Raw genomic sequence first — 24178 nt, 5'->3', positions numbered from 1 at the left:
GGGGCAGCGACGGGCGTCAGCCCGGCTTTGCCGCGCGGGAGAGCGCCGCTGGCGGCAAGGCGGGGCGGCGGGCAAGCTGAACCGCGAGTATGCCGCCGGTGACAATGGCCACCCCCAGCAAATCGAGCGGGCCCAGTTTTTCACCCAGCAGCACGCTGGCGACGGCCACACCGAACACCGGGTTGAGGAAGTGGAAGGTAGCAGCCCGCACCGCGCCGATGCGGTTCAGCAGCATAACCCAGATGAGGGTGGCCATCAGCCCCGGCACTACCGTGGTATAGGTAAAGGCCAGCGCCAGCCGCAGGGTGGGGCGGACGAAGATCTCCTCGGTCAGAGGGGCTGCTATAAACAGGATGACGGAGCCGATCAGCATCTGCAGCCCCACCACCATCATGAAATTGCCGCCTGAGGTGGCGCCGCGCAAAGCCAGCGTTGCAGTGGTAAGCGCCAGCACGCCGATCACGCAGAGGAACACTCCGAACAGGTCTACCCCGGCGCCAAGCCGCGTGCCCATGATCAGTGCCACGCCGAGGACGCCTGCCGCCAGCCCGGCATAGCCCAGGGGGCGCAGCCGTTCGCCGAACAGCGCCCAGCCCGCCAGCGCAACCAGCAGCGGCATGGTGGAGGCGATGATCGCGGCGAGCGAGGCCTCGATCCATTGCATGGCAACGAAATTCAAACCGAGGTACAGCGCGTTCTGGCAGATGCCGAAGATCACCGTGGCGCGCCATTGGCCCGGCGTCAGCCGCCATGTCTGGCCCATGGCGCGGGCGATGGCGACACCGATCAGGCCGGAAATCAAGAACCGCACGGCGAGGGAAAACAGCGGCGAGGCGTCTTGGACGATGATCCGGGCGGAGGTGAAAGCAGAGGACCACATCAAGGCAAAGGCCAGCCCCATGGCTATAGCGCGCGCATCCATTTTGAGTACCTTTCTCCCGGAGCGGACCTTCGGGGAATTGATAGAGGAGATCAAGCTGGGTTGAACCGGAATCAGCTGAGCTTGGCCATTAGGATCTGCCAGCTGGCAGCGCCAAAGGCGGCGGCAAAAAGGGCTTCAAACCCGCGGCGCAGGCGGATGTAGACCCGGCTGGCAGTGGTGCTGGAGAACAGAATGGCATAGCCGTGGAAGATCAGCGTACTTTGCACGGCGATGGCGGCGATTACCGTCAGCAGCGCTGATGGTTCAGTACCGGGCGGGATGCCGATGGCGTAAAGCGACCCAAAGAACAGCACCGCCTTGGGATTGGTCAGATGCAGGGCCAGCCCCTTTGCATAAGCCGCGCGCAAGGACCCGGCTGCAGAAACCTTGAGTTCCGGGTTTCCGGGGCGCAGCGCAGAACGGGCCGAGCGCAACGCGAGATACATCAGGTAGCCTGCACCGAAATAGCGAACGCCCTCAAAAATCCAGGCATTGGCCAGCATCACTGCGCCGAGGCCAAAGGCTGCGGAAACGGACCAGATCAGCGAGCCGCTGCTGACGCCGGCGGCGACGGCCAGCCCGGCGGAGCGGCCGCGCTGCATGGCGGTGCCGGCGATGGTCAGCGTCGCGGGACCGGGGCTGGCACCGGCCAAGAGCGCGGCCCCTAGGATCAGGATAAGGTTCACGTCAGTCATGCAGCAGTCCTCCTCCGGTGTGACGGAAGGGTGCGCTTGACGGGGGCAATAGGCAAGCAACAACGCTGCGGCCGCGGGCGAAGCTTTTCCGCAACCGGAAAACATCCGGGCAAAAGAAAAGGGCCGCCCGTGCGGGCAGCCCTGAAACCGTCCGGTTTGTCGCCGGTATCAGCCGTTCACGCTGTCTTTCAACGCCTTTGCGATGGTCATTTTCACAACCTTGTCAGCTTCTTTTGTGAACTTCTCGCCGGTGGCCGGGTTGCGCACTTCGCGCTCGGGGCGCTCGCGGCAATAGATCTTGCCGACGCCCGGCAGGGTCACGGCACCGCCGCCCGACACTTCGCGGGTGATCAGCGAGCAGACCGCTTCCAGAGCGGAACCTGCGACTTTTTTGTCGCTGCCCATTTCGTCAGCCAGAGCGGCAACAAGCTGGGTTTTGGTCATCGGTTTGGACATTCTTCGTCTCCTTAAACTGCCCGAACTCTAGGGCCTCATCGCCGGATATTATCGTTATGTTGTATGATAACACAACTTCTTGTGCGCGCCGGGCAGGCAAAAATAGGCATTTTTTCTAGGAAAACTGCAAAATTCAGCCTTAAAGGAAGGCCGTTTCATCGAACGAGCGCAACTTCCGGCTGTGCAGCCGCTCCAGAGGCATTCCGCGCAGCCGTTCCATTGCTCTTATGCCGATTTGCAGATGCCGTGCAACCTGTGTCCGGTAAAAGTCCGAGGCCATGCCCGGCAGCTTCAGCTCCCCATGCAGCGGTTTGTCGGAGACGCACAGAAGCGTGCCATAAGGCACCCGGAAGCGGTAGCCATTGGCGGCGATGGTGGCGCTTTCCATGTCCAGCGCGACGGCGCGGGACTGGGACAAGCGCTGTACCGGACCGGACTGGTCGCGCAATTCCCAGTTGCGGTTGTCGATGGTGGCGACGGTGCCGGTGCGCATGATCCGTTTGAGGTCAAAACCCTCGTATTCAGTGATCTCGGCCACGGCCTCTTCGAGTGCGACCTGGATTTCCGCCAGCGCCGGGATCGGTGTCCAAACCGGCAGATCGTCATCCAGCACGTGGTCTTCGCGCAAGTATCCATGCGCCAGCACAAAGTCTCCCAATGCCTGAGTGTTCCGAAGGCCTGCGCAATGGCCGACCATCAGCCAGGCATGCGGGCGCAGCACCGCAATGTGGTCGGTGGCAGTCTTCGCGTTTGAGGGCCCGACACCGATGTTGACCAGGGTGATGCCGCCTCCGTCTGCGCGCTTCAGGTGGTAGGTGGGCATCTGCGGCAGCTTGCCTATCACCGGTATTACGGCAGCGGGGTCAGTGATCTCGTGGTCGCCGGTGCTGACAAAGCTGGTATATCCGGAGTCCGGATCCGCCAGCTGAGCGCGGGCGTAGGCTTCAAATTCGGCGACATAGAATTGGTAATTGGTGAACAGCACGTGGTTCTGGAAATGCTCGGCGCTGGTGGCGGTGTAATGGCTGAGCCGGGCCAGCGAGTAGTCGATGCGCTGTGCGGTGAACAGTGCCAGCGGTCCGGTGCCATTAGGCGGCTGATAGGTGCCGTTGACGATATCGTCATTGGTGGTCGACAGATCCGGCACGTCAAATACGTCGCGCAGGGTGAACCCGGCTGCACCGTCCTGCGGCACCGTCAAATCGGGGCGTGAAGCGACTGCAAAGTGCACTGGGATCGGAGTGTCAGAGACATCGATGGTCACTGGCTGGCCGTGGTTGCGAATGAGCAGGGTGATCTGCTGGATCAGGTAATTGCGGAACAGGTCCGGCCGCGTCACCGTGGTGGCATAGGTGCCGGGCGCAGAGACATGACCAAAGCTGAGGCGGCTGTCTACCTGGGCAAAACTCGTGGTGGAGAACCGGATCTCCGGGTAATAGGCGCGGATGCGCTGGTTGTCCGGCGCCCCGTCAGCCATCGCCCGGCTGAATTCCTCGCAGATGAAGCCGGTGGCCTGCCGGTAAAGCAACTCAAGCCGGTCCACCGCTTCGGTTGCGTCGTTGAACGTTTCGGTCGGCGGATGGCCGGGGTGTTTTGTTGTTATCATTGAGCAGGCTCGATTACCGGGATTTTCTGGAAAGTGCGCACATCGACTAGACCAAGGTCGGAAATTCTCAGCTCCGGGATCACGACCAGCGCCAGCAACGAGTGCTGCATATAGGCATTGTTCAGGCTGCAGCCGCAGGTCTCCATCGCTTCCATCATGACTTGCGCCTTGGCAGCCACCTCGGTTGCGGGGCTGTCGGACATCAGGCCGGCAATCGGCAGCTCGACCAGAGCCAGTTCCCTGCCGTCCTTGTAAAGGGTGATGCCGCCGCCCACTTGGGCCAGGCGGTTGGCCGCCAGCGCCATCTCGTGGCGGTCGGTGCCGACCACGATCATGTGGTGGCTGTCATGCGCCACGGTTGAGGCCATCGCCATCTTACCGGTGTAGCCGAAGCCCGAGACAAAGGCGTTGGTGACGCCGCCGGTGGCGCGGTGGCGTTCGACCAGCGCGATCTGGCAGACATCGCCCGCGCCCTCGACCAGCCCGTCCACAACCGGCAGTTCTGCCTGCAGCGCCTTGGTCGGGGCCTGGTTTTCGACCACGCCGATCACATTGGCGGTGACCGCATTGGCGCCCTCGGGTGCGGCAAGCTCAAAGTCTTTCGCCGTAAGTTCGTGACCCAGATGCACTGTGCCGCGGGCGCTGGCGGGCCAGGTGTAGTGCGGGCATTTGACCTTGATAGAGCCTGATTCCGCGACGATCTGCCCGCGCGCAACAACCAGTTCGATAGGCAATTCTCGCAAGTCGGAGGTCAGGATCACGTCAGCCCGGCGGCCAGGGGTGATCGAGCCGATCTCACGTTCCAGTCCGAAATGGGTGGCGGTATTGATGGTGGCCATCTGCAGCGCAATCACCGGATCGCAGCCGCAGGCAATCGCGTGGCGCACCACCCGGTTCATATGGCCGTCATTGACCAGGGTGCCGGAGTGGCAGTCGTCGGTGCAAAGGATGAAATTGCGCGGGTCCAGCCCCTTTTCCGTCACCGCAGTGATCTGGCTTTCTACGTCATACCAGGCCGAGCCCAGCCGCATCATCGACCGCATCCCCTGGCGGACACGTGCAATGGCGTCGGCCTCGCAGGTGCCCTCGTGGTCATCCGCCGGACCGCCGGCTACATAGGCGGCGAAATCAGGACCAAGATCGGGAGAGGCATAATGGCCGCCCACTGTCTTGCCCGCGCGCTGGGTGGCTGCGATTTCAGCCAGCATCTTGGGGTCGGCATTGGCCACGCCGGGAAAATTCATCATCTCCCCCAGGCCGATGATGCCCGGCCAGTTCATCGCCTCTGCCACATCTTCGGCCGAGATTTCATAACCGGTTGTCTCCAGCCCCGGTGCCGAGGGCGCGCAGCTGGGCATCTGGGTGAAGATGTTGACGGGCTGCATCAGCGCCTCGTCATGCATATAGCGCACCCCGTCCAGACCTAGAACATTGGCGATCTCATGCGGGTCGGTGAACATCGAGGTGGTGCCGTGCGGGATCACCGCGCGGGCGAATTCCGCCGGGGTCAGCATACCGCTCTCGATGTGCATATGGGCATCGCACAGGCCGGGGATCATGTAGCGGCCACGCGCCTCTATGATCTGCGTCTCCGGTCCGGTGCAATAAGAGGCATCCGGTCCGACATAGGCAATGCGGCCGGCCTTGATCGCAATATCATGGCCCGGCAGCTGCTCGCGGGTGTGGACATTGACCCAGATACCCTGCCGGATCACTGTATCCGCCGGCACGCGGCCGGCTGCGACGTCGATCAATTGAGGGGCGGAGTCGGGCCAGCTTGGAAAAATGTTTTCTGACATATTCCAATTGTTCCGATTGCGCGCGGGAAGGCAAGCGGATTGCTGGCTTTGCCATCAAAGCTTCATACGGGCGGTGGAAAGGCGCCGAGGGCTGACGTATTTGGCGTTGCCGCCGGGCGGTTTGCGGGGAAGACTGGGTTCATGGATTATGAAGCAATAGATGCGGACAGTTTCGGCCGCTCCCTGCGTGGGATCGGGATCAATCTGCTGGTGCGGGATGTTCCGGCGGAAGTAGTCTTTTTAGAGACTGTTTTTGATATGAGAGGCCATCAGGTAAGCAAGGATTTTGCTATCGTCACCTATGGCGGTCAGGTCTTTCAGCTGCACAGCGACGGCACCTATGCGGAAAATCCGCTGCTTGGGCTGCTGCCGGAAAACCCGCCGCGCGGGGCGGGGATTGAGATCCGCCTGTATGATACCGACCCGGATGAGGCTGTCGACCGGGCAGAGGCGGTGGGATTCACCATTCTGCAGGCGCCCGCGGACAAGCCGCATGGCCTGCGGGAGGCATATATCCTGTGTGAAAACGGCTACGCCTGGGTTCCAAGCCGGCCGAAAGGATAAGCGGCGGGAATTCCTCCCCTTTCCACTGAAAGAACGCCGGTCCATGCTGGCGGTATCCTTTGGATACCATGAGGGACCGCTGATGCACGCCATTGCCGACACAACCGCGCTGGTCGAGGAGGGAGTGCTAACCCCGGATCAGGCCTGCACCATCGAGGCGCGTTCACGCGAAGTGATGGTGTCACTGGCGGTGAATGCGATCCTGTGTTTCGGCATCATCGCGGCCACCGCCGGCTTTATCTTCTGGCTGGCCGATCCGTTGGCGGTGGCAGTGACCGGCATCCTGATGCTGGGCGGCGGGCTGGCGGTGCTGGCGCGCGGTCGCGAGATGCTGCGGATGTTTGGCAATTCCGCCACCCTGATCGGGGCAGGCATGCTGATGGGCGGCGCCGGGATTGAGCTGGTGGACAAATACGAGGATATCGCCGGTTGGCTGATGCTGCCTGCCGGCGCGCTGGTGGCAGCGATTTGTGTCTGGCGCTGGCGGCGCGGGGCCTGGTCGACGGGGTTTGTGCTGGGGGCGATCCTGCTGATGGGGTTGGCAATGCATCTGGCGGGTATTGAGCTGCTGCTGCAGCAATACGAGATCGGCTCGCCGCTGCGGAACCTGGCGTTGCTCTATTATGCCGCCGCGCTGGCCCTGGCTGGCTGGCAAGTGGATGTGCGCTTTGTCACTGCGCTGGCGATTGCGCCTTTTGCCCAGATGCTGGAGACCGGCACCGGCTATTTCCACGCGGCCTATGTGTTCTATTCGCCGGAATCGACGCTGACGATCCTGCAGATGGTGCTGCTGATCGTGCTTTGTGTCTGGGGCGCGTCCCGGCTGGCCGAGCGCGACGCCCGGCACCTGCGCATTCTGGCAATCCTGGGGTTTGTGGTGGCCAATCTCTGCGCACTGGTCGGCTCGCTTTGGGGCGACGTGGTGGGCGAAACTGTCTGGGGGCCGGGCCGTTACAGCGACGGTTACGAGGACTGGGAAGCCTATTCCGCGGCTCGCGATGCTTTCCGCGACAGCACGCTGTTCATCTCCGAAAACGTCTATTCCGTGCTTTGGGCAGCGGTGCTGGCGGTGGTGATCTTCTGGGCGGCGCAGCGGCATCAGCGCGGACTGTTCAATGCGGCGCTGACCTTTGCTGCGATCCACGCCTATACCCAGATGTTCGAGTCCTTCGCGGATGAGCCGCTGGCCTATGTGATCGGCGGGCTGGCGGCGATTCCGCTGGCCTGGGGGTTGTGGCGTCTGAACCAATGGATGGCAGCCCAGCAGATCTAGCTGTTGCGAAGGCTGCGGGGCGTGGCGCCGAACTCGGCTTTGAAGGACCGGGTCAGGGCGCTGGGATCATTATACCCACTGCGCAGGGCAATCTCGGAGACACTCAAGTCAGTCTCCAATACAAGCTTTCTGGCTTGTATCAGCCGGAGCCGCCGGTAAACGGCTTGGGGAGTTGCACCAAGTTCCGCCTTCATCCTTGCCTCAAGGTCTTTTTGGCTGCGGCCAGCCTGGCGGGCGACCGCTGCAATTGGAAGCGGCGCCTCCAGGTTTGCTTGCATCATGGCAACTGCGCGGGCGACGGATTTGCTGCGGGCGAGGATCGGGTCCTGGGTTTCCGTGGCTTCGGGGCTCATGAACAGCATGGCCACTTCCAGCCGCAGCGCTGCCCCGTGATGCTCTCCGATCAGCTCCATCATGGTGTCAAAGGCTGCCAGGGCGCCGGTGCAGGTGATACGGTTGCCATCCATGACTTGCCGGGCGCGCTCGGCCTGCACTTCGGGGAAGGTTTCCGTGAAACGGCTGAGTTCCTCCCAATGGATCGTTGCCCGCCGCCGGTCTAAAAGACCCGCCTCCGCCAGCAGCCAGGCGCCGGTGTCAAACCCTGCAACTACCTTATAGCGGTGTGCCGCAGATTTCAGCGCCCGGGCGGCAGCCACAGTGGCATGGCGCAGAAAGTCATAAGATGGCATGGCAATCAGCAGATCGCCGCTGCAATCACCCAATTTCCCATGCGCCCGCACCTCCATGCCCGAGGACGACACCGCAGGCCTGCCGTCCAGCGTGAGGAACCGCCAGGCGTAGGCCCGGCGCCCGGCAAAGGTATTGGCCGCGCGCAGCGGCTCAACCGTATTGGCCAGGCAATGGGCCGAAAAGGCGTCGAACAGCAGTACATCCAATTGCTGCACCGCAGCGTTATCTTTTGCCCAACTTCGCATGATTTCTTCTAACTCTGCACGATGGGCGAGGGCAAGCCGCCTAGTCTGGCTGGCAACAGATTTGCGAAGGGAGACCGCCATGCAATTCGGGATGACTGAAGAACAGTCGATGATCGTCGAGACCACCCGCGCCTTTGTGGAAAAGGAGCTGTATCCGCATGAGGCAGAGATCGAGCGCACCGGTCATCTGGACATGGATGTGATCCGTGATGTGCAGAAAAAGGCGATGGAAGCGGGGCTTTATGCCGCCAACATGCCTGAGGAAGCAGGTGGTGCCGGCCTCGATACGCTGTCGTGGCTGATGTATGAAAAGGAACTGGGCCGCGCCAATTATGCGCTGCATTGGACCGGTGTTGCGCGCCCGTCAAACATCCTGCTGGCGGGCACGGATGAGCAGAAAGAGAAGTATCTCTACCCTTGCATGAAGGGAGAGAAATGGGACTGCCTGGCGATGACCGAGCCGGACGCGGGGTCCGACCTGCGCGGTATGAAAGCCACCGCGCGAAAGGACGGTGACGACTGGATCCTGAACGGCACCAAGCATTTCATCAGCCACGCCGATATTGCGGATTTCGCGATCTGCTTCATGGCCACCGGGGTTGAGGAAACACCGCGCGGGCCGAAGAAGAAAATCACCGCCTTCTTTGTTGACAAGGGCACGCCCGGTTTTGAGGTGCGCGACGGCTACGGCAACGTCAGCCACCGCGGCTACACCAACGCAGTGCTGGAGTTCGACGATTGCCGCCTGCCGTCCTCTGCCATTCTGGGGGAGATCGACAAGGGCTTTGAGGTGGCCAACACCTGGCTGGGCGCCACCCGCCTGCAGGTCGCGGCCACCTGCCTGGGCCGGGCTGAGCGAGCGCTGCAGCACTCGATCGAATACGCCGCCGAGCGCAAGCAGTTCGGTCAGCAGATCGGCAAGTTCCAGGGCATTTCCTTCAAGCTGGCCGACATGGCGCTGGAGCTGAAAGCGGCGAACCTGCTGACCTGGGAAGCCGGCTGGAAATTCGACCAGGGAACCGTCACCGAGAGCGACATGTCGATGGCCAAGCTGAAGGCGACCGAGATGCTGGCCATGGTGGCGGATGAAGCGATCCAGATCCACGGCGGCATGGGGCTGATGGACGAGCTGCCGCTGGAACGCATCTGGCGCGACGCGCGGGTCGAGCGTATCTGGGAAGGCACCAGTGAAATCCAACGGCACATTATCAGCCGCGAGATGCTGCGCGCCGTCGGAGGCTAATCCATGACCCAAGCCGGGAAACCTGTTGTGACCATTACCTACTGCACCGGCTGCAACTGGCTGCTGCGGGCAGGCTGGATGGCGCAGGAGCTGCTGCAGACCTTCCAAGGCACCTTGGGCGGGGTGACACTGGTTCCCGGAGAAATGGGCGGGATCTTTGAGATCCATGTTGATAAGGAGCTGATCTGGGAACGCAAACGGGACGGCGGCTTTCCTGATGTGAGAGAGCTGAAGACCCGCGTGCGTGACCGGATTGACCCCGGCAGGGATCTGGGCCATCTCGACCGAAGCGCGGACGGGTAAGCCGGATGCCTCCGGCGGGGATATTTACGGCAAGAGGAAAAGGGCGGCCCGCAAGAGCCGCCCCGGTAAAGAGAGAGGCTCTCTTCCCCTTGCACGGCCATCGGCGTCCCCGCCTGTACCGCACAACTATTGAGTGTGATTCTGGTTAACCAAAGCTTACTTCCTCATGCGGGAAATATCCCCGCCGGAGGCTCCCGAACTCTCTACCAGCGGAACCGCTAGAAAATGACACGCGACCTTTCCCGCCTCTTCCGACCTAAAACCATTACTGTGATCGGCGGCGGCGCATGGTGCCGCCTGGTGATTGAGCAGTGTCAAAAGATGGGGTTTGAGGGCACCATCTGGCCCGTTCATCCCAAGGCAGACGAGGTCGCGGGCCTGCCAGCATTTAAGGACGTGGACAGCCTGCCGGCAGCACCCGATGCAGCCTTTGTCGGAGTGAACCGCTTTGCCACCATCGAGGTAGTGAGCGCGCTGTCGATGCGCGGTGCCGGCGGGGCGGTGTGTTTTGCTTCCGGCTTCCTGGAGGCAGCGGCAGAGGATGCCGAAGGCGCTGATCTGCAGGCGCAGTTGCTGGAAGCGGCTGGAGATATGCCTTTCCTTGGCCCCAACTGCTATGGTTTCATCAATTATCTGGACGGGGCGCTGCTGTGGCCGGACCAGCATGGCGGGGCGCGGGCAGAACGGGGCGTGGCGCTGGTCACCCAAAGCTCCAACATCGCCATCAACCTGACCATGCAAAAACGCGGCCTGCCGGTGGCCTATGTAGTGACGGCCGGCAACCAGGCACAGTCGGGCATCGCTGCCATCGGCGAAGCGCTGCTGGAAGACGACCGCGTCACAGCACTTGGCCTGCATATCGAAGGTTTTGGTGATTTGCGTGCGTTTGAGGCATTGGCGGCCAAAGCACGCGAATTGGGAAAGCCGATCGTTGCCCTTAAGGTCGGCAGATCCGCCGAGGCCCAGGCCGCGACTGTTTCTCATACCGCCTCGCTTGCGGGCGGTGACGCGGGTGCGGGGGCTTTGCTCTCACGCCTTGGCATTCCGCGTCTTTATGACTTGCCGTCCTTCCTGGAGACACTGAAATTGCTGCATGTGACGGGGCGGCTGCCTTCGAACCGCATTGCAACGATCAGCTGCTCCGGAGGGGAGGCTAGCCTGGCCGCGGACACCTGCCATGCGCGCAATGTCGTGTTCCCGCCCCTGAATGATCGCCAAAAGGCGGATTTGCGGGAAGCGCTGGGCCCGATGGTGGCGCTGGCAAACCCGCTCGACTACCACACTTATATCTGGCGGGATGCCGAGGCGATGACACAGGCATTCTCGGCAATGATGGATCCACAGCTGGCGATGACTATGCTGATCGTCGACTTCCCGCGCAATGACCGCTGCGATGCCTCGGATTGGGAATGCGCAATCCAAGCAGCGATTGGTTCGCGTGAGCGGACAGGAGCAAACGTTGGTCTGGTGGCGACGCTTCCCGAGTTGCTGCCGGAGGATGTTGCAACCCGTCTGATGGATGCTGGAGTGGTGCCTTTCGCTGGGCTTAGCGAGGCAATTGCTGCCTGCGAGGCTGCGAGCCTGCCATTGCAGGCAGCACCTTCACCGCTGTTACTGCCAACCCCTGCGGTGGAACCTGATCTGGTCCCTGAAGCCGAGGCAAAGCGGCAGCTGGCAGACTATGGCCTGCGCATCCCGCGATCCAAACGGGCGGCTTCGGCCACCAATGCCCGCGCCGTTGCGGTGGATGTCGGCTTCCCGGTGGTGCTGAAGGGCGAAGGCATTGCCCACAAGACCGAGGCAGGGGCAGTGGTGCTGAATCTGAACTCGGGGCAGGACGTGAGTGATGCCGCTTTCAACATGCCGGCCTCGTGCTTTCTGGTGGAAGAAATGGTTACCGGTGCGGTGGTTGAGCTTCTGATCGGGGTGGTCAAGGATCCAGCGCATGGGTTTGTCATGACTGTGGCCGCGGGCGGCACCCTGACCGAGTTGATGAAAGACAGTGCTTCCTTTCTGCTGCCAGCCTCGGATGCAGAGATCAAAGCTGCGCTCAACTCTTTGCGCATTGCCAAACTGCTGGACGGCTACCGCGGTGCCCCGGCAGCAGACAGGGAGGCGATTCTGCGCGCCATCCGCGCAGTCGAGGCCTATGTGATGGAAAACGCGCTGGGATTGGAAGAGATCGAGATCAACCCGCTTCTCTGCACGCCAGCTGACGCCGTTGCAGCAGATGCGCTGATGCGGCGGAAATACTGAGGCTTCGGCCTGAAACATGAGCGGTACTACCGTGCCAAGAGGAATTGATATGACCGACAGCCCCGTGAAAACCCGCCGTGATGGTGCCATACTGGAAGTGACACTGGACCGGCCAAAGGCAAATGCCATCGACCTTCAGACCAGCCGGGTGATGGGCGAGGTTTTCCGGGATTTCCGCGACGACCCTGACCTGCGGGTGGCGATCCTGACCGGCGGTGGAGAAAAGTTCTTTTGCCCGGGTTGGGACCTGAAAGCGGCGGCTGACGGCGATGCGGTGGATGGCGATTATGGCGTCGGCGGCTTTGGCGGCCTGCAGGAGCTGCGCGACATGAACAAGCCGGTGATTGCCGCCGTGAATGGCATCGCCTGTGGCGGCGGGCTGGAGCTGGCGCTGTCAGCGGATGTGATCATCGCTGCCGATCACGCCACCTTTGCGTTGCCGGAAATCCGCTCCGGCACCGTCGCGGATGCGGCCAGTGTGAAACTGCCCAAACGCATTCCCTATCACATCGCAATGGAGCTGCTGCTTACGGGCCGTTGGTTTGACGCAGAAGAGGCCAACCGCTGGGGCCTGGTGAACGAGATCGTGGCGGCGGACCAGCTGATGGACCGGGCCTGGGAGCTGGCGCGGCTGCTCGCCTCCGGCCCGCCGCTGGTCTATGCGGCAATCAAGGAGATCGTGCGCGACGCTGAAGATTCCAAATTCCAGGACGCGATGAACCGGGTTACGCAGCGGCAACTGAAGTCGGTGGATGTTCTCTATGGTTCCGAGGACAACCTGGAAGGCGCCCGCGCCTTTGCCGAAAAGCGCGATCCGGTCTGGAAGGGGCGCTGAGGCGGCGCGCCGCCAGGTGCGCTGCCGGGCCCAAAGGCGCGGGTGGCATCGCAGATGCCGTCCAAAGACGCGGGAGCTCCCGCCTGTTTCAGGAACATCTGAAGATGTCCCTGCACAGTTGGGCCCGGCGCCGCGCTTTGCGCGGCGTTTGGATCCCTGCCTGTCCAAAATGATAATGGCAAAGGGGCGCTATACTTTTTGAAATCGCGCGATCAGGGCGGTGTCGTTCTTGTGCGCCCCGGTCGCGCCAGGTCCGTAGATGCGTAGTTCCGGCAGAGTGAGATTCTTGATCCAGTGCCCGCGCAGCAGCCGGCCGAAGGCTTCGGAAAACCCCGCCTTATCGTAGAACCGGGCATTCACCGACAAAGCAAACCAGGCATCGGGTGCGGCCACCCGCAACAGGGCGGGCAGGACTTCCGGGCCGAGGTGACCATGGGTGAAGGTGCCGGAAGAGACCACGCCGCGGTAGGACCCGCGCGGCACCGGGATGCCTTCCAGCAGATCAGCTTCGATCACGTCGCGGTAGGCATCCTTGCGCAAGGCTTCGGCCAGCATCGCGGCGCTTAGATCGGTGGCGTCGATAGGTTCTATTCCAATCGCCCGCAACGCTTGGCCGCACAGACCGGTGCCGGCACCGACGTCCAGCACCGGGCCGGCTCCGCCGGCGGCGGCAAATACCTTGGCGGTCAACCCGGGCAGGAGGTAGCCCTGCCCGGCGGCGAAATCCTGGTCGTATGTGCTGGCCCAGTCCCTGTAAAGCCGTTTGGAATCGGCAGGTGTCTGCAGGGCGTAGGCGTTTGAAAGTCCCGGTTTCTGTTTATCCATGCGCGTCATGAAAAGGCTGATCGGGATTCGAATCAACCCTTGCACAGCAGGCGCGGTCAACGCATCTAGGAGCCATGAGGAAAACGCTGCTTTGTCTTGGATTTGGCTATACCGCCCGGGCGCTTGCGCCGCGCCTTCTGGCGCAGGGATGGCGGGTTATCGGCACTTCGCGCGAGGCTGTGGAGGCCAAAGGCGTGGAGATGATCACCTGGCCCGGGCAGGACGTGCCGCTGGACGGGGTCACCCATGTGCTGAGCTCGATAGGGCCGAACATGGCGGGTGACCCGGTGCTGGCCGCGATGGCTGGTCAAATCACTGCTGCCCCCGGTCTGGAATGGGCGGGGTATCTGTCGACTACGGCAGTTTATGGCCACCACGACGGCGCCTGGGTGGATGAGGCCACGCCGGTGACGCCGTCAAGCGAGCGCGGCGACTGGCGCGCCCGGGCCGAGGCGCAATGGCAGGCCATCCCCGGTCTGCCGCTGCATATCTTCCGGCTGGCCGGTATCTATGGCCCCGGCCGCGGTCCCTTTGCCAAGCTGATGGCGGGCAAGGCGCGGCGGATCGTGAAGCCGGGGCAGGTGTTTTCCCGCATTCATGTCGATGACATCGCACAGGTTCTGGCGGCCTCCATCGCGCGGCCCAGCCCCGGCGCTATTTACAACGTCTGCGATGACGACCCCGCGCCGCCGCAGGATGTTTTGGGCCACGCCGCCGAGCTGCTTGGCCTGCCGGTGCCGGCCGAAGTGCCGTTTGACGAGGCTGGCATGACCCCTATGGCGCGCAGCTTTTATGGCGAGAACAAACGCGTCCGCAACCGCCGTATCAAGGAAGAGCTGGGTGTGGAGCTGCTCTATCCGACCTACCGCGAGGGGTTGCGCGCAGTGCTGGAAGCCGAGGACATGGAGAGCTTTGTGCCGCCTGCGGAGCCGCCGGGGGTTTAGGGTTTGGGAAGCTGGCACCTTCTGTTTGTATTCCTGCAGTTTCGCAGGCTGGGGCGGTTGCGCCGGCGATTGAGAGCGGTTTATCCAAACAGCTTGGAAACAATCTGGTCTGATTTGGGTTTCACCAGACGGCTCGATATCGCGTTTTCACCGTCAATTTTTACCGTGGTTTCCGACCGCGCGGCATTGCTGAATCTATTTGTTGCCCGTCAGGATGAGATACAGCCCGCGTGGATGGGAGACGAAACCATTGCGCAGCTTGTCTTTGCTTTGAACAGGCATTGGTCAGCGCCGGGCTATCGGTTGCTTAGCCGGCTGACTGGACTTTCCAGAAACTGACAGGCTGAGAGACTAGGCTTAAGCCCGCTTTTCACCAATCGTCGCCACGCCCAGAACCTCCAGCACCTTGGCTTCGATCTGCGGTGCGTTCATCGCGGCGGTTTCATACATATCTGCCGGGCTGGCCTGGTCGATGAAGGTGTCGGGCAGCACCATCGAGCGGTACTTGAGGCCGCTGTCAAAGACGCCTTCCTCCGCCAGCAGCTGCGCCACGTGGGAGCCGAAACCGCCCACCGCGCCTTCCTCGATGGTGATCAGCGCCTCGTGGTCCGCGGCCAGCTGCAGGATCAGATTGCGGTCGAGCGGCTTGGCAAAGCGGGCGTCAGCAATTGTCGGGGTGATGCCCTTGGCGGCCAATGCTTCGGCGGCCTTTTTGACCTCACCCAAACGGGTGCCGAAGGACAGCAGCGCCACGCGTTTGCCGTCCTGTATCATCCGGCCCTTGCCGATTTCCAGAACCTCCGGGGTTTCCGGCATCTCGACGCCCTCCCCCTCGCCGCGCGGGTAGCGGAAGGCGATGGGGCCGTCGTCATGGGCGGCTGCGGTGGCGATCATGTGGGCCAGCTCGGCCTCGTCTGCGGCGGCCATCACCACCATGCCGGGCAGGTTGGCCATGAAGCCGATGTCAAAACTGCCTGCGTGGGTGGCACCATCGGCGCCCACCAGGCCCGCGCGGTCAATTGCAAAGCGGACGGCCAAGCGCTGGATCGCCACGTCATGCACCACCTGGTCATAACCGCGCTGCAGGAAAGTGGAGTACATCGCGCAAAACGGCTTCATGCCGCCGGCCGCAAGGGCGGCCGCAAAGGTCACGCCGTGCTGTTCGGCGATGCCCACGTCAAAAGTGCGCGAGGGGTAGCGTTCTGCCATCAGATTCAGACCGGTGCCGTCGGGCATCGCCGCGGTCACGGCGCAGATCTTGTCGTCCGCGGCTGCGAGCTTCACCAGTTCATTGCCAAACACAGAGGTATAGGAGGGTGCGTTGGAGGGCGCCTTTTTCTGCTCCCCCGTCACCATGTCGAATTTGGCGGTAGCGTGGCCCTTGTCGCGGGCAGCCTCGGCCGGGGCGTAACCCTTGCCCTTTTTGGTCAGTACATGGATCAGGGTCGGGCCGGTGGCGCGGGCCTTGACCGTGCGCAGTACCGGCAGCAGCTGGTCCATGTCATGCCCGTCGATGGGACCGAGGTAGGAAAACCCCAAGGCTTCGAACAGAGTGCCGCCGACGGCCATGCCCTTGAGCATGTCTTTGGCCCGTTTGGCACCTTCGCGGAAGGGTTCGGGCAGCAGCGAGACGGCCCCCTTGGCCGCCGCTTTCAGCTCCTGGAAAGGCTCGCCGGCATAAAGCCGCGACAGGTAGGAGGACAGCGCGCCGACCGGCGGGGCGATCGACATTTCGTTGTCGTTCAGGATGACGATCAGCCGCTTGCCCAAATGGCCTGCGTTGTTCATCGCCTCAAACGCCATGCCGGCCGACATCGAGCCGTCGCCGATCACCGCGATGGCGTCGCCGTTGCCCTCGGGGATTACACCGCCCAGATCGCGCGCCACGGCAAAACCAAGCGCGGCGCTGATCGAGGTGGAGCTGTGGGCGGCACCAAACGGGTCATAGGGCGACTCGGAACGTTTGGTGAAACCGCTGAGCCCGTCCTTCATCCGCAGGGTGCGGATGCGGTCGCGGCGCCCGGTCAGGATCTTATGCGGGTAGCACTGGTGGGAGACGTCCCAGATCACCTTGTCGCGCGGAGTGTCAAAGACTGCGTGCAGGGCGGTGGTCAGCTCCACCACACCCAGGCCTGCGCCCAGATGGCCGCCGGTGACGGAGACGGCAGCAATGGTTTCCTGCCGCAGTTCCTGCGCCACTTGCACCAGTTGCGCATCCGTCAGCCCCTTCAGATCCGCGGGGCGGGTAATCTGGTCCAGAAGCGGGGTCTTGGGCCGGTCGGACATGGTGTCTCCTTGGGCTGCGCCGGGCAGGGGTGCCGGGGCGTGGCGCGCGGGGTTAGCTGTCGCGCGCAATAACGAAACGCGCGGCTTCCTTCAAGGTTGCTGCATCCTCGCCATAAGGCGACAGCGCGGTGCAGGCCTCGTCGCACAAAGACTGTGCGCGGGCTTTTGCCTCTGCCAGACCAAGCAGAGAGACAAAGGTTGCCTTGCCGGCATCGGCATCCTTGCGAACGGCTTTGCCGACCTTGGCGGCATCGCCTTCCACATCCAGGATGTCGTCGGCGATCTGGAAGGCAAGGCCAAGGGCGCGTGCGAATTGCCGCAACGGCGCAGGGTCTTTGCCCGCCAGCACCGCGCCGGCAGTGGCGGACCATTCGATCAGGCAGCCGGTTTTGCGGCCCTGCAGCCTGGTGATCTGCTCTAGCGTCAGTGGCGCGTCGGCGGTCTCTGCCGCAATGTCCAGCATCTGGCCCGACACCATGCCGTCTTTGCCGGAGGACTGCGCCAGGCCGCGGATCAGGGTCAGGGCGTGGGGGCCAGCCTTGGTGTCTGCCAGCAGCTCAAAGGCAAAGGCCTGCAGGCTGTCGCCGGCAAGAACTGCCATCGCCTCATCCCATTTCTTGTGCACAGTAGGCTGGCCGCGGCGCAGATCGTCATCGTCCATGCATGGCAGGTCGTCATGTACCAGCGAATAAGCGTGGATGCATTCAATAGCGAGCGCTGCCTCAAGGGCAGCTTCAGCCGGGACGCCGTGCAGACGGCTGCTTTCCAGCACCAGAAAGCCGCGCAGCATCTTGCCGCCGGTGATGGCGTAGCGCATCGCGGTGTGCAGCTCGTCGCTGCCTGCCAGCCGCATTTCCATATGTGCGGTGATGCTGGCCTGTGCGTTCTTCAATGCATCTGCAAAGGGGCGCGTTCGGGCGTCTGCTGCGACGGTCATGGCTTAGCCGGCATCCAGCGGCTGGGTGCCCTTGGGGGTGTCGTTGGAGTCCAGAGTGATGGCGGCGACCTTTTCCTCGGCGCGTTTCAGCTCATCCTCACAGCGTTTCTTCAGCGCGGCACCGCGCTCGTAAAGCGCGATCGAGGCATCCAGCGCCACGTCGCCGCGCTCCAGCTGGTCCACCACGCCTTCCAGCTCACGCATTGCCTGTTCAAAGCTCATCTGGTCTACGGGGGTCTCAGTCATGCCGGTGCCTTTATCAATTCTTCCACATGCGCGCGCGTTGCGGCGGCCAGCGCGTTCAGATCATATCCGCCTTCCAAAGTCGAGACGATACGGCCCTGGCACAGCTCACTTGCCAGTTTGCACAGTTCGGCAGTGATCCAGGCGAAATCTTCTGTTGCCCAGTTGAGGCTGGCAAGCGGATCGTCCTGATGGGCGTCAAAGCCGGCAGAAATGATAATCAACTCTGGCTTGAAGGCACGCAGGCGCGGGAAGGCTTGGCCTTCATAGGCCGCCTGCATTTCAGCCCGGCCCGAACCCGGTGCCAGCGGCATGTTGAGGATATTGCCATGCGCGCCGTCCTCCTCAGGGCGGCCCGAGCCGGGCCAGAGCGGCATCTGCTGGCTGGTGATCACCAGCGCGCGCACCTCGTCCCACAGCAGATCCTGGGTGCCATTGCCGTGATGCACATCGAAATCCACCACCGCGACGCGTTTCAGCCCGTGATGATCCAGCGCGTGCTTTGCAGCCAGTGCTGCGTTGCCGAACAGGCAGAAACCCATCGCGGTATCTGTTTCGGCATGATGCCCCGGCGGGCGCACCGCAGCAAAAGCATTCTGCACCTCACCGCCCAGCACCATATCGACACCGCGCACCACCGCGCCTGCAGCCCGGAAGGCAGCATCCAGCGAGCCAGGGGACAGGAAGGTATCCCCGTCGATCTGCGCCCAGCCCTCTGCCGGAGAGGCCTTGCGCAAGTCTGACAGGTGGCCGGCTGGGTGAATGCGCAGGATGTCGTCCTCGGCAGCCATCGGCGCGGTTACGCGTTTCAGGTCCAAGGGTTCCAGCGCGTGCAGGATATGCTCAAGACGGGCAACTTGTTCCGGGTGACCGTCCGGCGTCACATGAGACAAGCAGTCTGCGTGGGTAATCAGCGCGGTTGCCATAAAGATCCCCTGTTCATCTGGCTAAAAATATCCCCGCCGGAGGCCTGAAAACGCTGCGCAGCGGCTTCTGGTCTCTCAGCTCAGTCCGGTGCCAGCATATAGCCAGCACCGCGCACCGTCTGCAGGTATTGCGGCTGTTTCGGGTTCGGCTCGATCTTGCGGCGCAGGCGGGTGATCTGCACGTCTACCGCGCGTTCCTGCGCCTGGCCGCGGTCGCGGCCCAGATCCTCGACCAGCTTGGTGCGGGAGACCGGCTCGCCGGGCTGGGCCGAGAAGATCTTCATCAACTGGCTTTCGGTGCCGGTGAGGCGGATCAGCTCATCCCCCTGCCACATTTCACCGCGTTCGATGTCATAGCGGATGGCACCCAGATGCAGCACTTTGGGCGCACTTTCCTGTGCAACCGTGTCCGGCATCCGCCGCAGGATTGCGTTGACACGCAGCAGCAGCTCTTTGGGTTCAAAGGGTTTCGGCAGGTAGTCATCCGCGCCAGCTTCCAGCCCCGCAATCCTGTCCTCAGTTTCGCCCTTGGCGGTCAGCAGCAGGATCGGTGTGGACATGGTTTCGCGCAAGGAAGTTGTCAGCGAGATACCGTCCTCGCCGGGCATCATCACATCCATGACGATCAGGTCGAAATCCAAGCCCGCCAGCACCCGGCGGGCATGGGCCGCATCGCGCGCTGCGGTGACCAGAAAGCCGGAGCGCATCAGGAATTTCTTCAACAGCCCGCGGATGCGTTCGTCGTCGTCAATGATCAGCAGATGGGCGTCATGCATGCTCATACGCCTTAATCCCGCAACTTGGCATAGGCACGGCGCATATCCGCATCCATCATTGCCTCAAGCACCTTTTTGAAGCCTTGCACCGCCTCGGGGCCGGCATCTTTGTAGGCGGCGCGCATCCGGGCGCGCTGCGCGTCTGATAGCGTGGCCTCCAGCGCCGCGCCCTGTTCGGTCAGATACAGATGCCGCTCGCGCTTATCCAGCTCACCCACCTTGCTGATCACCAAACCGTCGCCGATCAATGTGCGCAGCACCCGGTTCAGCGACTGTTTGGTCACGCCCAGAATGCTGAGAAGGTTGTTCACCGTCGTTCCCGGTGAGCGGTTGATAAAGTGGACCGCCCGGTGATGCGCCCGGCCATAGGACAATTCCGCCAGAATCCGGTCCGGATCGGCGGTAAAGCCGCGGTAGGCAAAAAACATTGCCTCGATCCCCTGGCGCAGCTGCTCATCCGTCAGAAACAGCAGGCTTTCGCCGCCGTATCCCTGCCCTGTCCGGCCTTCAGGCATTCGGTGCCCCCTCGTCTGTATTGCAATGCAGTTTATGTCAGTGTTGTTGACATTCCAAGGGTGAAGATGTATCGAATCTCAGCTTTGACGCAAGATTATGTTCCGTTCGGACATAATGTGCGCAATAAATGGAAATCCCGCAGAATTTTAGGAGAGTGCGGCATGGCAGGTTATGACGACCGCGACGGTGTGATCTGGATGGATGGGGGGCTGGTCGACTGGCGGGATGCAAAGGTGCATATCCTGACCCATGCGATGCATTATGCCTCCTCGGTGTTTGAAGGGGAGCGCGCCTACAACGGCAAGATCTTCAAAAGCCGTGAACATTCCGAGCGCCTGATAGCTTCCGCCGAGGCGCTGGATATGCCGATGCCCTATACCGTCGATCAGATCGAGGCGGCCAAGGATGAGGCGCTCAAGGCTTCCGGCCTGCAGGACGCCTATGTGCGGGCGCTGGTCTGGCGCGGTTCCGGCGATGATATGGGTGTGGCCTCGGCTGCCAACCCGGTGCGGATGGCGATCGCGGTCTGGGGCTGGGGCGCCTACTATGGCGATGCCAAGATGCAGGGCGCCAAGCTGGCGATTGCCGAATGGAAACGCCCGTCGCCCGAAACCATCCCGGTCCATGCCAAGGCAGCAGGCCTTTACATGATCTGCACCATTTCCAAACACAAAGCGACCGCGCAGGGCTGCTCGGACGCGCTGTTCATGGACTGGCGCGGTTATGTGGCCGAGGCAACCGGCGCCAACATCTTTTTCGTGAAAGACGGCGAAGTGCACACGCCGCTGGCAGATTGCTTCCTTAACGGCATTACCCGCCAGACCGTGATCGGCATGCTCAAAGATAAGGGCATCACCGTGCATGAACGCCGGATCATGCCGGAAGAGATGGAAGGATTCGAACAGTGCTGGCTGACCGGCACCGCCGCCGAGGTGACTCCGGTCGGCGAGATCGGCCCGTATAAATTCGAGGTCGGCGCCCTCACCCGCGAGATTGCCGAGGATTACGAGAAACTGGTCCGCGCGTAAACGTACCTCACTTCCGGACTGAAAACCCCCGCCTGCGAGCGGGGGTTTTGTTTTACCGCCGCTGAGCCGACCTGAAAATAGCAGCTGGAAGAGGCGGCCCCCATTGATGCGCACCCGCGGCAGTCAGACCGGCCGGAAATCCGCGATTGATCATGAACAGTTACAATACTGCCTTCACGGTGGCATAACGGATCCGGATAAGGTGACAATTGTCCGCTACCCTAACAGGGATGCCGTGGACAAGGTGTTTCAAAATGCTGAATACCACGCCTTGCGGGAAATCCCGGAACGGGAATTTTTAAACTATCAAATCGGTATTGTTGAAACCTAGCATCTGATCCGTGGCCACTGGGCAGGCGGCGGACCTGCTGGTCCTGCGTGTGTTGTGGCTTGGCGATCCGTTCAATTTTCCTTGCAGTTCGTCCTGAACCGTGGACGCTGGATGCCGTGTGCTTATCATAGGCGGCATGTTGGACCTGCTCAGCGATATCCTCACCCGGCTTTCCCTCAAAGGCACGCTCTATTTCCGTACCTCTTTTACACCGCCTTTCGGGATCCAAGTGCCGCCGTTCGAAAACGTGGCGCGGTTCCATTTTGTGCAACGCGGAGAGTTGAAGCTGCATGTGCCCGCCACCGGCGAAACTCTGCGGTTGAAACAGGGCGATTTGGTGCTGATCCCGCATGGTGCGGCCCATATGCTTTTGTGCAACGAAGTGCAGCCGTTGGACGCCCTGCCGCTTGACCGGGTGCTGGAGGACGCCGGTTATGACGGTGGCGGGGTGCTGGTTTACGGCGGTGCTGATGAAGGGCGCGATACCCAGCTGATCTGCGGCCATTTTTCGTTCGCGGGTGTGCCGGCGCGGCGCGGCACCGGGCATATGCTGATCGACCGCCTGCCGCCCTTTATTGTGATCGAGAACTACGGCGAGGAAGCCGGCGCCTGGATTGAGGCGACCCTACGGATGATCGGATCCGAGGTGCATGGCGCCCGCATAGGCGGCGACCTGATTGCGCTGAAACTGTCAGAGGTGCTGTTTGCCCAGGCGATCCGCGCCTATCTGGAGCATCAAAGCCCCAGCGGTTCGGCGCTGGCGGGCTTTGCCGATCCGCGGATTTCGCGGGCGCTGACCGCGTTTCACCAATCCCCGGCACAGGAGTGGAGCGTCGAAGGCCTGGCCCGTGAGGCCGGCATGTCGCGCACCGCCTTTGCCCAGGAGTTCACCGCCAAGATGGAGGTGACACCGATGCAGTATCTGACCGGTTGGCGGATGCAGATCGCCTGCCAGGGGCTGACGGAACAAGGGTTGAGTGTTGCGGATGCTGCTGAGGTTGCCGGCTATGCCTCCGAGGCAGCGTTTTCCCGTGTGTTCCGCAAGCAGGTGGGGATTTCGCCGGCGGCCTACCGGCAGCAGCATGCAGCCGCTTGAATGACAGCCAAGGCCGGATCTCTGAACGATCTGCAAGATATGCGAGATTATCTGAAATTCACGGTTCGATCCGGGTAAGGCATTCTGGGGTCAGAGCCGCCAACGACGCGGCTAGGATTTTCTCAGTAACAAGGATCTGACCCATGCCTTTGCGTTTCGTGACCCGTACCATCCATGCCTATCTCGACTACCCTGTGGCCATTGCCCTGATGGGGCTGCCGTTCCTGCTGGGCCTCGGCGAAAGCAACCCGCTGGCGTTGTGGCTGTCGGTGGCAACTGGCATCGCTGCCTTTGTCCTGACGGTGCTGACCGACCACCACCTGGGTTTGATTCGGGTGCTGCCCTACAAGTTGCATCTGACGGTTGACCTGATTGTCGGTCTCACCTTTCTGGCGGCACCGTTTCTCTTTGGTTTTGCCGGGCTGGACGCAGCCTTCTATCTGTTGAACGGGGCTGCGGTTCTGGCAGTGATCTCGCTCAGCGCGCCGGAAGGGGCTGAGACGGCCTCGGCCTGAGATCTACTGGCGCAGGAGCCAGTCGACAACTGCTTTGGCCCGGCCTTTCTGGCTGGGCCAAAGCACATAGAACCCTTGGTCCCCCTGGCGTGGGGCTTGCCACAGGATCCGGAGCGGCTGGGTGCCCAGGAAAATCCGTGGCACCAGCGCAATGCCCTGGCCATTCATCGCGGCATCCATCGCCAGCGCGGTTTGATTGAACTGCAGAATCCGCCCCGTTGCCGCCAGACCTTCTTGCCGCAGCAGCAGGTCCCAGTGCCGGTGCCCGTCCTGGATCAGGGTTTGTGTCGTAAGACCCGCCAGTTCGGGCTGTTTTTCGTTAGTTAGAGCCATATCTTCATTGGCCACCGCCACCAGATCCACCAGCGATAGCAGGGCGGAATTCAGCCCGCTTTCTTGCGGTTTACCGCCCTGGCGGATGGCGATGTCGATGCCGTCGCGATTGAAATCGGTCAGGCTTTCCTCCGCCACCACCCGCAGGTCGATGTCCGGATGCGCGGCCTCGAACTCCGGCAGCCGCGGCACCAGCCATTTCGACGCAAAGGACGGCGGCACCGAAAGCGTCACACGCTGCACCGCCGGTGCCAGCTTGTCGGTGGCATCGTGAATCAGTTCCAGAGCCTGCCTGACCGGCGCGTGATAGCTGCGCCCGGTATCGGTCAGGTTCAGCCCGCGCGCGTGGCGGCGGAACAGCTTGTGGCCCAGGTCCGCCTCCAGCCTGCGCACCTGCTGGGCCACAGCGCCCTGGGTCAAGTGCAATTCTTCAGCCGCCCGGCCGAAATTCAGGTGTCGGGCGGCGGCGTCAAACATCCGCAGGGCATTGAGGTTAGGCAGGCGCATCCGAGTCAGCCAGTAGTTTTCCTACAGT

General features: G+C 62.3%; 26 protein-coding genes. 12 read left to right on the top strand and 14 right to left on the bottom strand.

Going from position 1 to position 24178, the window contains the following annotated elements; all coding sequences use genetic code 11:
- Positions 1–16: 16 nt before the first annotated feature.
- From K3557_RS18625 to ade, 5 genes are all read right to left on the bottom strand, one after another.
- Complete coding sequence (locus K3557_RS18625) at positions 17–922, bottom strand: DMT family transporter (protein ID WP_259995693.1); 906 nt, start codon at positions 920–922, stop codon at positions 17–19.
- A 71-nt stretch (positions 923–993) separates the two neighbouring features.
- Positions 994–1617, bottom strand: coding sequence for a LysE family translocator (locus tag K3557_RS18620; RefSeq protein WP_259995691.1), 624 nt, complete (start codon positions 1615–1617; stop codon positions 994–996).
- 168 nt (positions 1618–1785) lie between these two features.
- Positions 1786–2073, bottom strand: a complete 288-nt coding sequence (locus K3557_RS18615; protein WP_027256921.1) for an HU family DNA-binding protein — start codon at positions 2071–2073, stop codon at positions 1786–1788.
- A 139-nt stretch (positions 2074–2212) separates the two neighbouring features.
- On the bottom strand, positions 2213–3679 hold the full coding sequence (locus K3557_RS18610) for an AMP nucleosidase (protein WP_259988756.1): 1467 nt from the start codon (positions 3677–3679) through the stop codon (positions 2213–2215).
- Positions 3676–5478: an adenine deaminase gene (gene ade, locus K3557_RS18605; protein WP_259995689.1), complete on the bottom strand. Its 1803-nt coding sequence runs from the start codon at positions 5476–5478 to the stop codon at positions 3676–3678. The genes K3557_RS18610 and ade overlap by 4 nt, the downstream gene beginning before the upstream one ends.
- Positions 5479–5619: 141 nt before the next feature.
- On the opposite strand from ade, the gene K3557_RS18600 reads away from it, so the two are divergent.
- Both K3557_RS18600 and K3557_RS18595 read left to right on the top strand, forming a co-directional pair.
- Positions 5620–6042 carry a VOC family protein gene (locus K3557_RS18600; protein WP_259995679.1) on the top strand — a complete coding sequence of 141 codons (423 nt, stop codon included), beginning with the start codon at positions 5620–5622 and terminating at the stop codon, positions 6040–6042.
- Positions 6043–6124: 82 nt separating this feature from the next.
- Positions 6125–7315, top strand: coding sequence for a hypothetical protein (locus K3557_RS18595; RefSeq protein WP_259999687.1), 1191 nt, complete (start codon positions 6125–6127; stop codon positions 7313–7315).
- On the opposite strand, the gene K3557_RS18590 is transcribed toward K3557_RS18595, so the two are convergent.
- A complete protein-coding gene (locus K3557_RS18590; protein WP_259995677.1) occupies positions 7312–8250 on the bottom strand; it encodes a GlxA family transcriptional regulator in 939 nt (312 codons plus the stop codon). The genes K3557_RS18595 and K3557_RS18590 overlap by 4 nt on opposite strands.
- Positions 8251–8329: 79 nt before the next feature.
- On the opposite strand from K3557_RS18590, the gene K3557_RS18585 reads away from it, so the two are divergent.
- The 4 genes from K3557_RS18585 to K3557_RS18570 all read left to right on the top strand — a co-directional run bounded on the left by K3557_RS18585 (position 8330) and on the right by K3557_RS18570 (position 12887).
- The gene (locus K3557_RS18585) at positions 8330–9493 is read left to right on the top strand and encodes an acyl-CoA dehydrogenase family protein (protein ID WP_259995675.1); all 1164 of its coding nucleotides are present in this window, start codon (positions 8330–8332) and stop codon (positions 9491–9493) included.
- 3 nt (positions 9494–9496) lie between these two features.
- The gene (locus K3557_RS18580) at positions 9497–9796 is read left to right on the top strand and encodes a SelT/SelW/SelH family protein (RefSeq protein WP_259995666.1); all 300 of its coding nucleotides are present in this window, start codon (positions 9497–9499) and stop codon (positions 9794–9796) included.
- Between the two features lie 225 nt (positions 9797–10021).
- Positions 10022–12052 (top strand): acetate--CoA ligase family protein, encoded by a 2031-nt coding sequence (locus K3557_RS18575; RefSeq protein ID WP_259995664.1) that lies wholly within the window; start codon positions 10022–10024, stop codon positions 12050–12052.
- Between the two features lie 49 nt (positions 12053–12101).
- Complete coding sequence (locus K3557_RS18570) at positions 12102–12887, top strand: carnitinyl-CoA dehydratase (protein WP_259995662.1); 786 nt, start codon at positions 12102–12104, stop codon at positions 12885–12887.
- A 189-nt stretch (positions 12888–13076) separates the two neighbouring features.
- Here K3557_RS18570 and K3557_RS18565 read toward each other — a convergent pair whose 3' ends face one another.
- Entirely contained in the window at positions 13077–13712 is a 636-nt protein-coding gene (locus K3557_RS18565; protein ID WP_259995654.1) for a class I SAM-dependent methyltransferase, read from the bottom strand.
- A 74-nt stretch (positions 13713–13786) separates the two neighbouring features.
- Here K3557_RS18565 and K3557_RS18560 point away from each other — a divergent pair, with 74 nt between their 5' ends.
- Together K3557_RS18560 and K3557_RS18555 are read left to right on the top strand one after the other, a co-directional pair.
- Positions 13787–14656: an SDR family oxidoreductase gene (locus K3557_RS18560; protein WP_259995652.1), complete on the top strand. Its 870-nt coding sequence runs from the start codon at positions 13787–13789 to the stop codon at positions 14654–14656.
- 114 nt (positions 14657–14770) lie between these two features.
- On the top strand, positions 14771–14995 hold the full coding sequence (locus K3557_RS18555; protein ID WP_259995650.1) for a hypothetical protein: 225 nt from the start codon (positions 14771–14773) through the stop codon (positions 14993–14995).
- Positions 14996–15013: 18 nt separating this feature from the next.
- On the opposite strand, the gene dxs is transcribed toward K3557_RS18555, so the two are convergent.
- The 6 genes from dxs to K3557_RS18525 all read right to left on the bottom strand — a co-directional run bounded on the left by dxs (position 15014) and on the right by K3557_RS18525 (position 20339).
- A complete protein-coding gene (gene dxs, locus K3557_RS18550) occupies positions 15014–16942 on the bottom strand; it encodes a 1-deoxy-D-xylulose-5-phosphate synthase (protein ID WP_259995648.1) in 1929 nt (642 codons plus the stop codon).
- 52 nt (positions 16943–16994) lie between these two features.
- Positions 16995–17879: a polyprenyl synthetase family protein gene (locus K3557_RS18545; RefSeq protein ID WP_259995638.1), complete on the bottom strand. Its 885-nt coding sequence runs from the start codon at positions 17877–17879 to the stop codon at positions 16995–16997.
- Between the two features lie 3 nt (positions 17880–17882).
- Positions 17883–18125 (bottom strand): exodeoxyribonuclease VII small subunit, encoded by a 243-nt coding sequence (locus K3557_RS18540; protein WP_259995636.1) that lies wholly within the window; start codon positions 18123–18125, stop codon positions 17883–17885.
- A complete protein-coding gene (locus tag K3557_RS18535; RefSeq protein WP_259995634.1) occupies positions 18122–19048 on the bottom strand; it encodes a histone deacetylase family protein in 927 nt (308 codons plus the stop codon). The genes K3557_RS18540 and K3557_RS18535 overlap by 4 nt, the downstream gene beginning before the upstream one ends.
- 80 nt (positions 19049–19128) lie before the next feature.
- Positions 19129–19830, bottom strand: coding sequence for a response regulator (locus tag K3557_RS18530; protein ID WP_259988780.1), 702 nt, complete (start codon positions 19828–19830; stop codon positions 19129–19131).
- 5 nt (positions 19831–19835) lie between these two features.
- Positions 19836–20339, bottom strand: a complete 504-nt coding sequence (locus K3557_RS18525; RefSeq protein ID WP_129372557.1) for a MarR family winged helix-turn-helix transcriptional regulator — start codon at positions 20337–20339, stop codon at positions 19836–19838.
- Positions 20340–20501: 162 nt separating this feature from the next.
- Here K3557_RS18525 and K3557_RS18520 point away from each other — a divergent pair, with 162 nt between their 5' ends.
- From K3557_RS18520 to K3557_RS18505, 4 genes are all read left to right on the top strand, one after another.
- A complete protein-coding gene (locus tag K3557_RS18520; protein WP_259995632.1) occupies positions 20502–21368 on the top strand; it encodes a branched-chain amino acid aminotransferase in 867 nt (288 codons plus the stop codon).
- 106 nt (positions 21369–21474) lie between these two features.
- A complete protein-coding gene (locus K3557_RS18515) occupies positions 21475–21699 on the top strand; it encodes a hypothetical protein (protein WP_259995630.1) in 225 nt (74 codons plus the stop codon).
- Between the two features lie 136 nt (positions 21700–21835).
- On the top strand, positions 21836–22795 hold the full coding sequence (locus tag K3557_RS18510; protein ID WP_259988786.1) for an AraC family transcriptional regulator: 960 nt from the start codon (positions 21836–21838) through the stop codon (positions 22793–22795).
- Positions 22796–22938: 143 nt separating this feature from the next.
- Complete coding sequence (locus K3557_RS18505) at positions 22939–23310, top strand: hypothetical protein (protein ID WP_259988787.1); 372 nt, start codon at positions 22939–22941, stop codon at positions 23308–23310.
- Between the two features lie 3 nt (positions 23311–23313).
- Here K3557_RS18505 and K3557_RS18500 read toward each other — a convergent pair whose 3' ends face one another.
- Positions 23314–24120 carry a LysR substrate-binding domain-containing protein gene (locus K3557_RS18500; RefSeq protein WP_259995628.1) on the bottom strand — a complete coding sequence of 269 codons (807 nt, stop codon included), beginning with the start codon at positions 24118–24120 and terminating at the stop codon, positions 23314–23316.
- Positions 24121–24178 lie beyond the last annotated feature (58 nt).

Source organism: Leisingera sp. M523 (genome assembly GCF_025141335.1).
Lineage (GTDB): Bacteria > Pseudomonadota > Alphaproteobacteria > Rhodobacterales > Rhodobacteraceae > Leisingera.
Note: the sequence above shows the minus strand (reverse complement) of the source record. Positions and strands in the feature narration are given on the sequence as shown.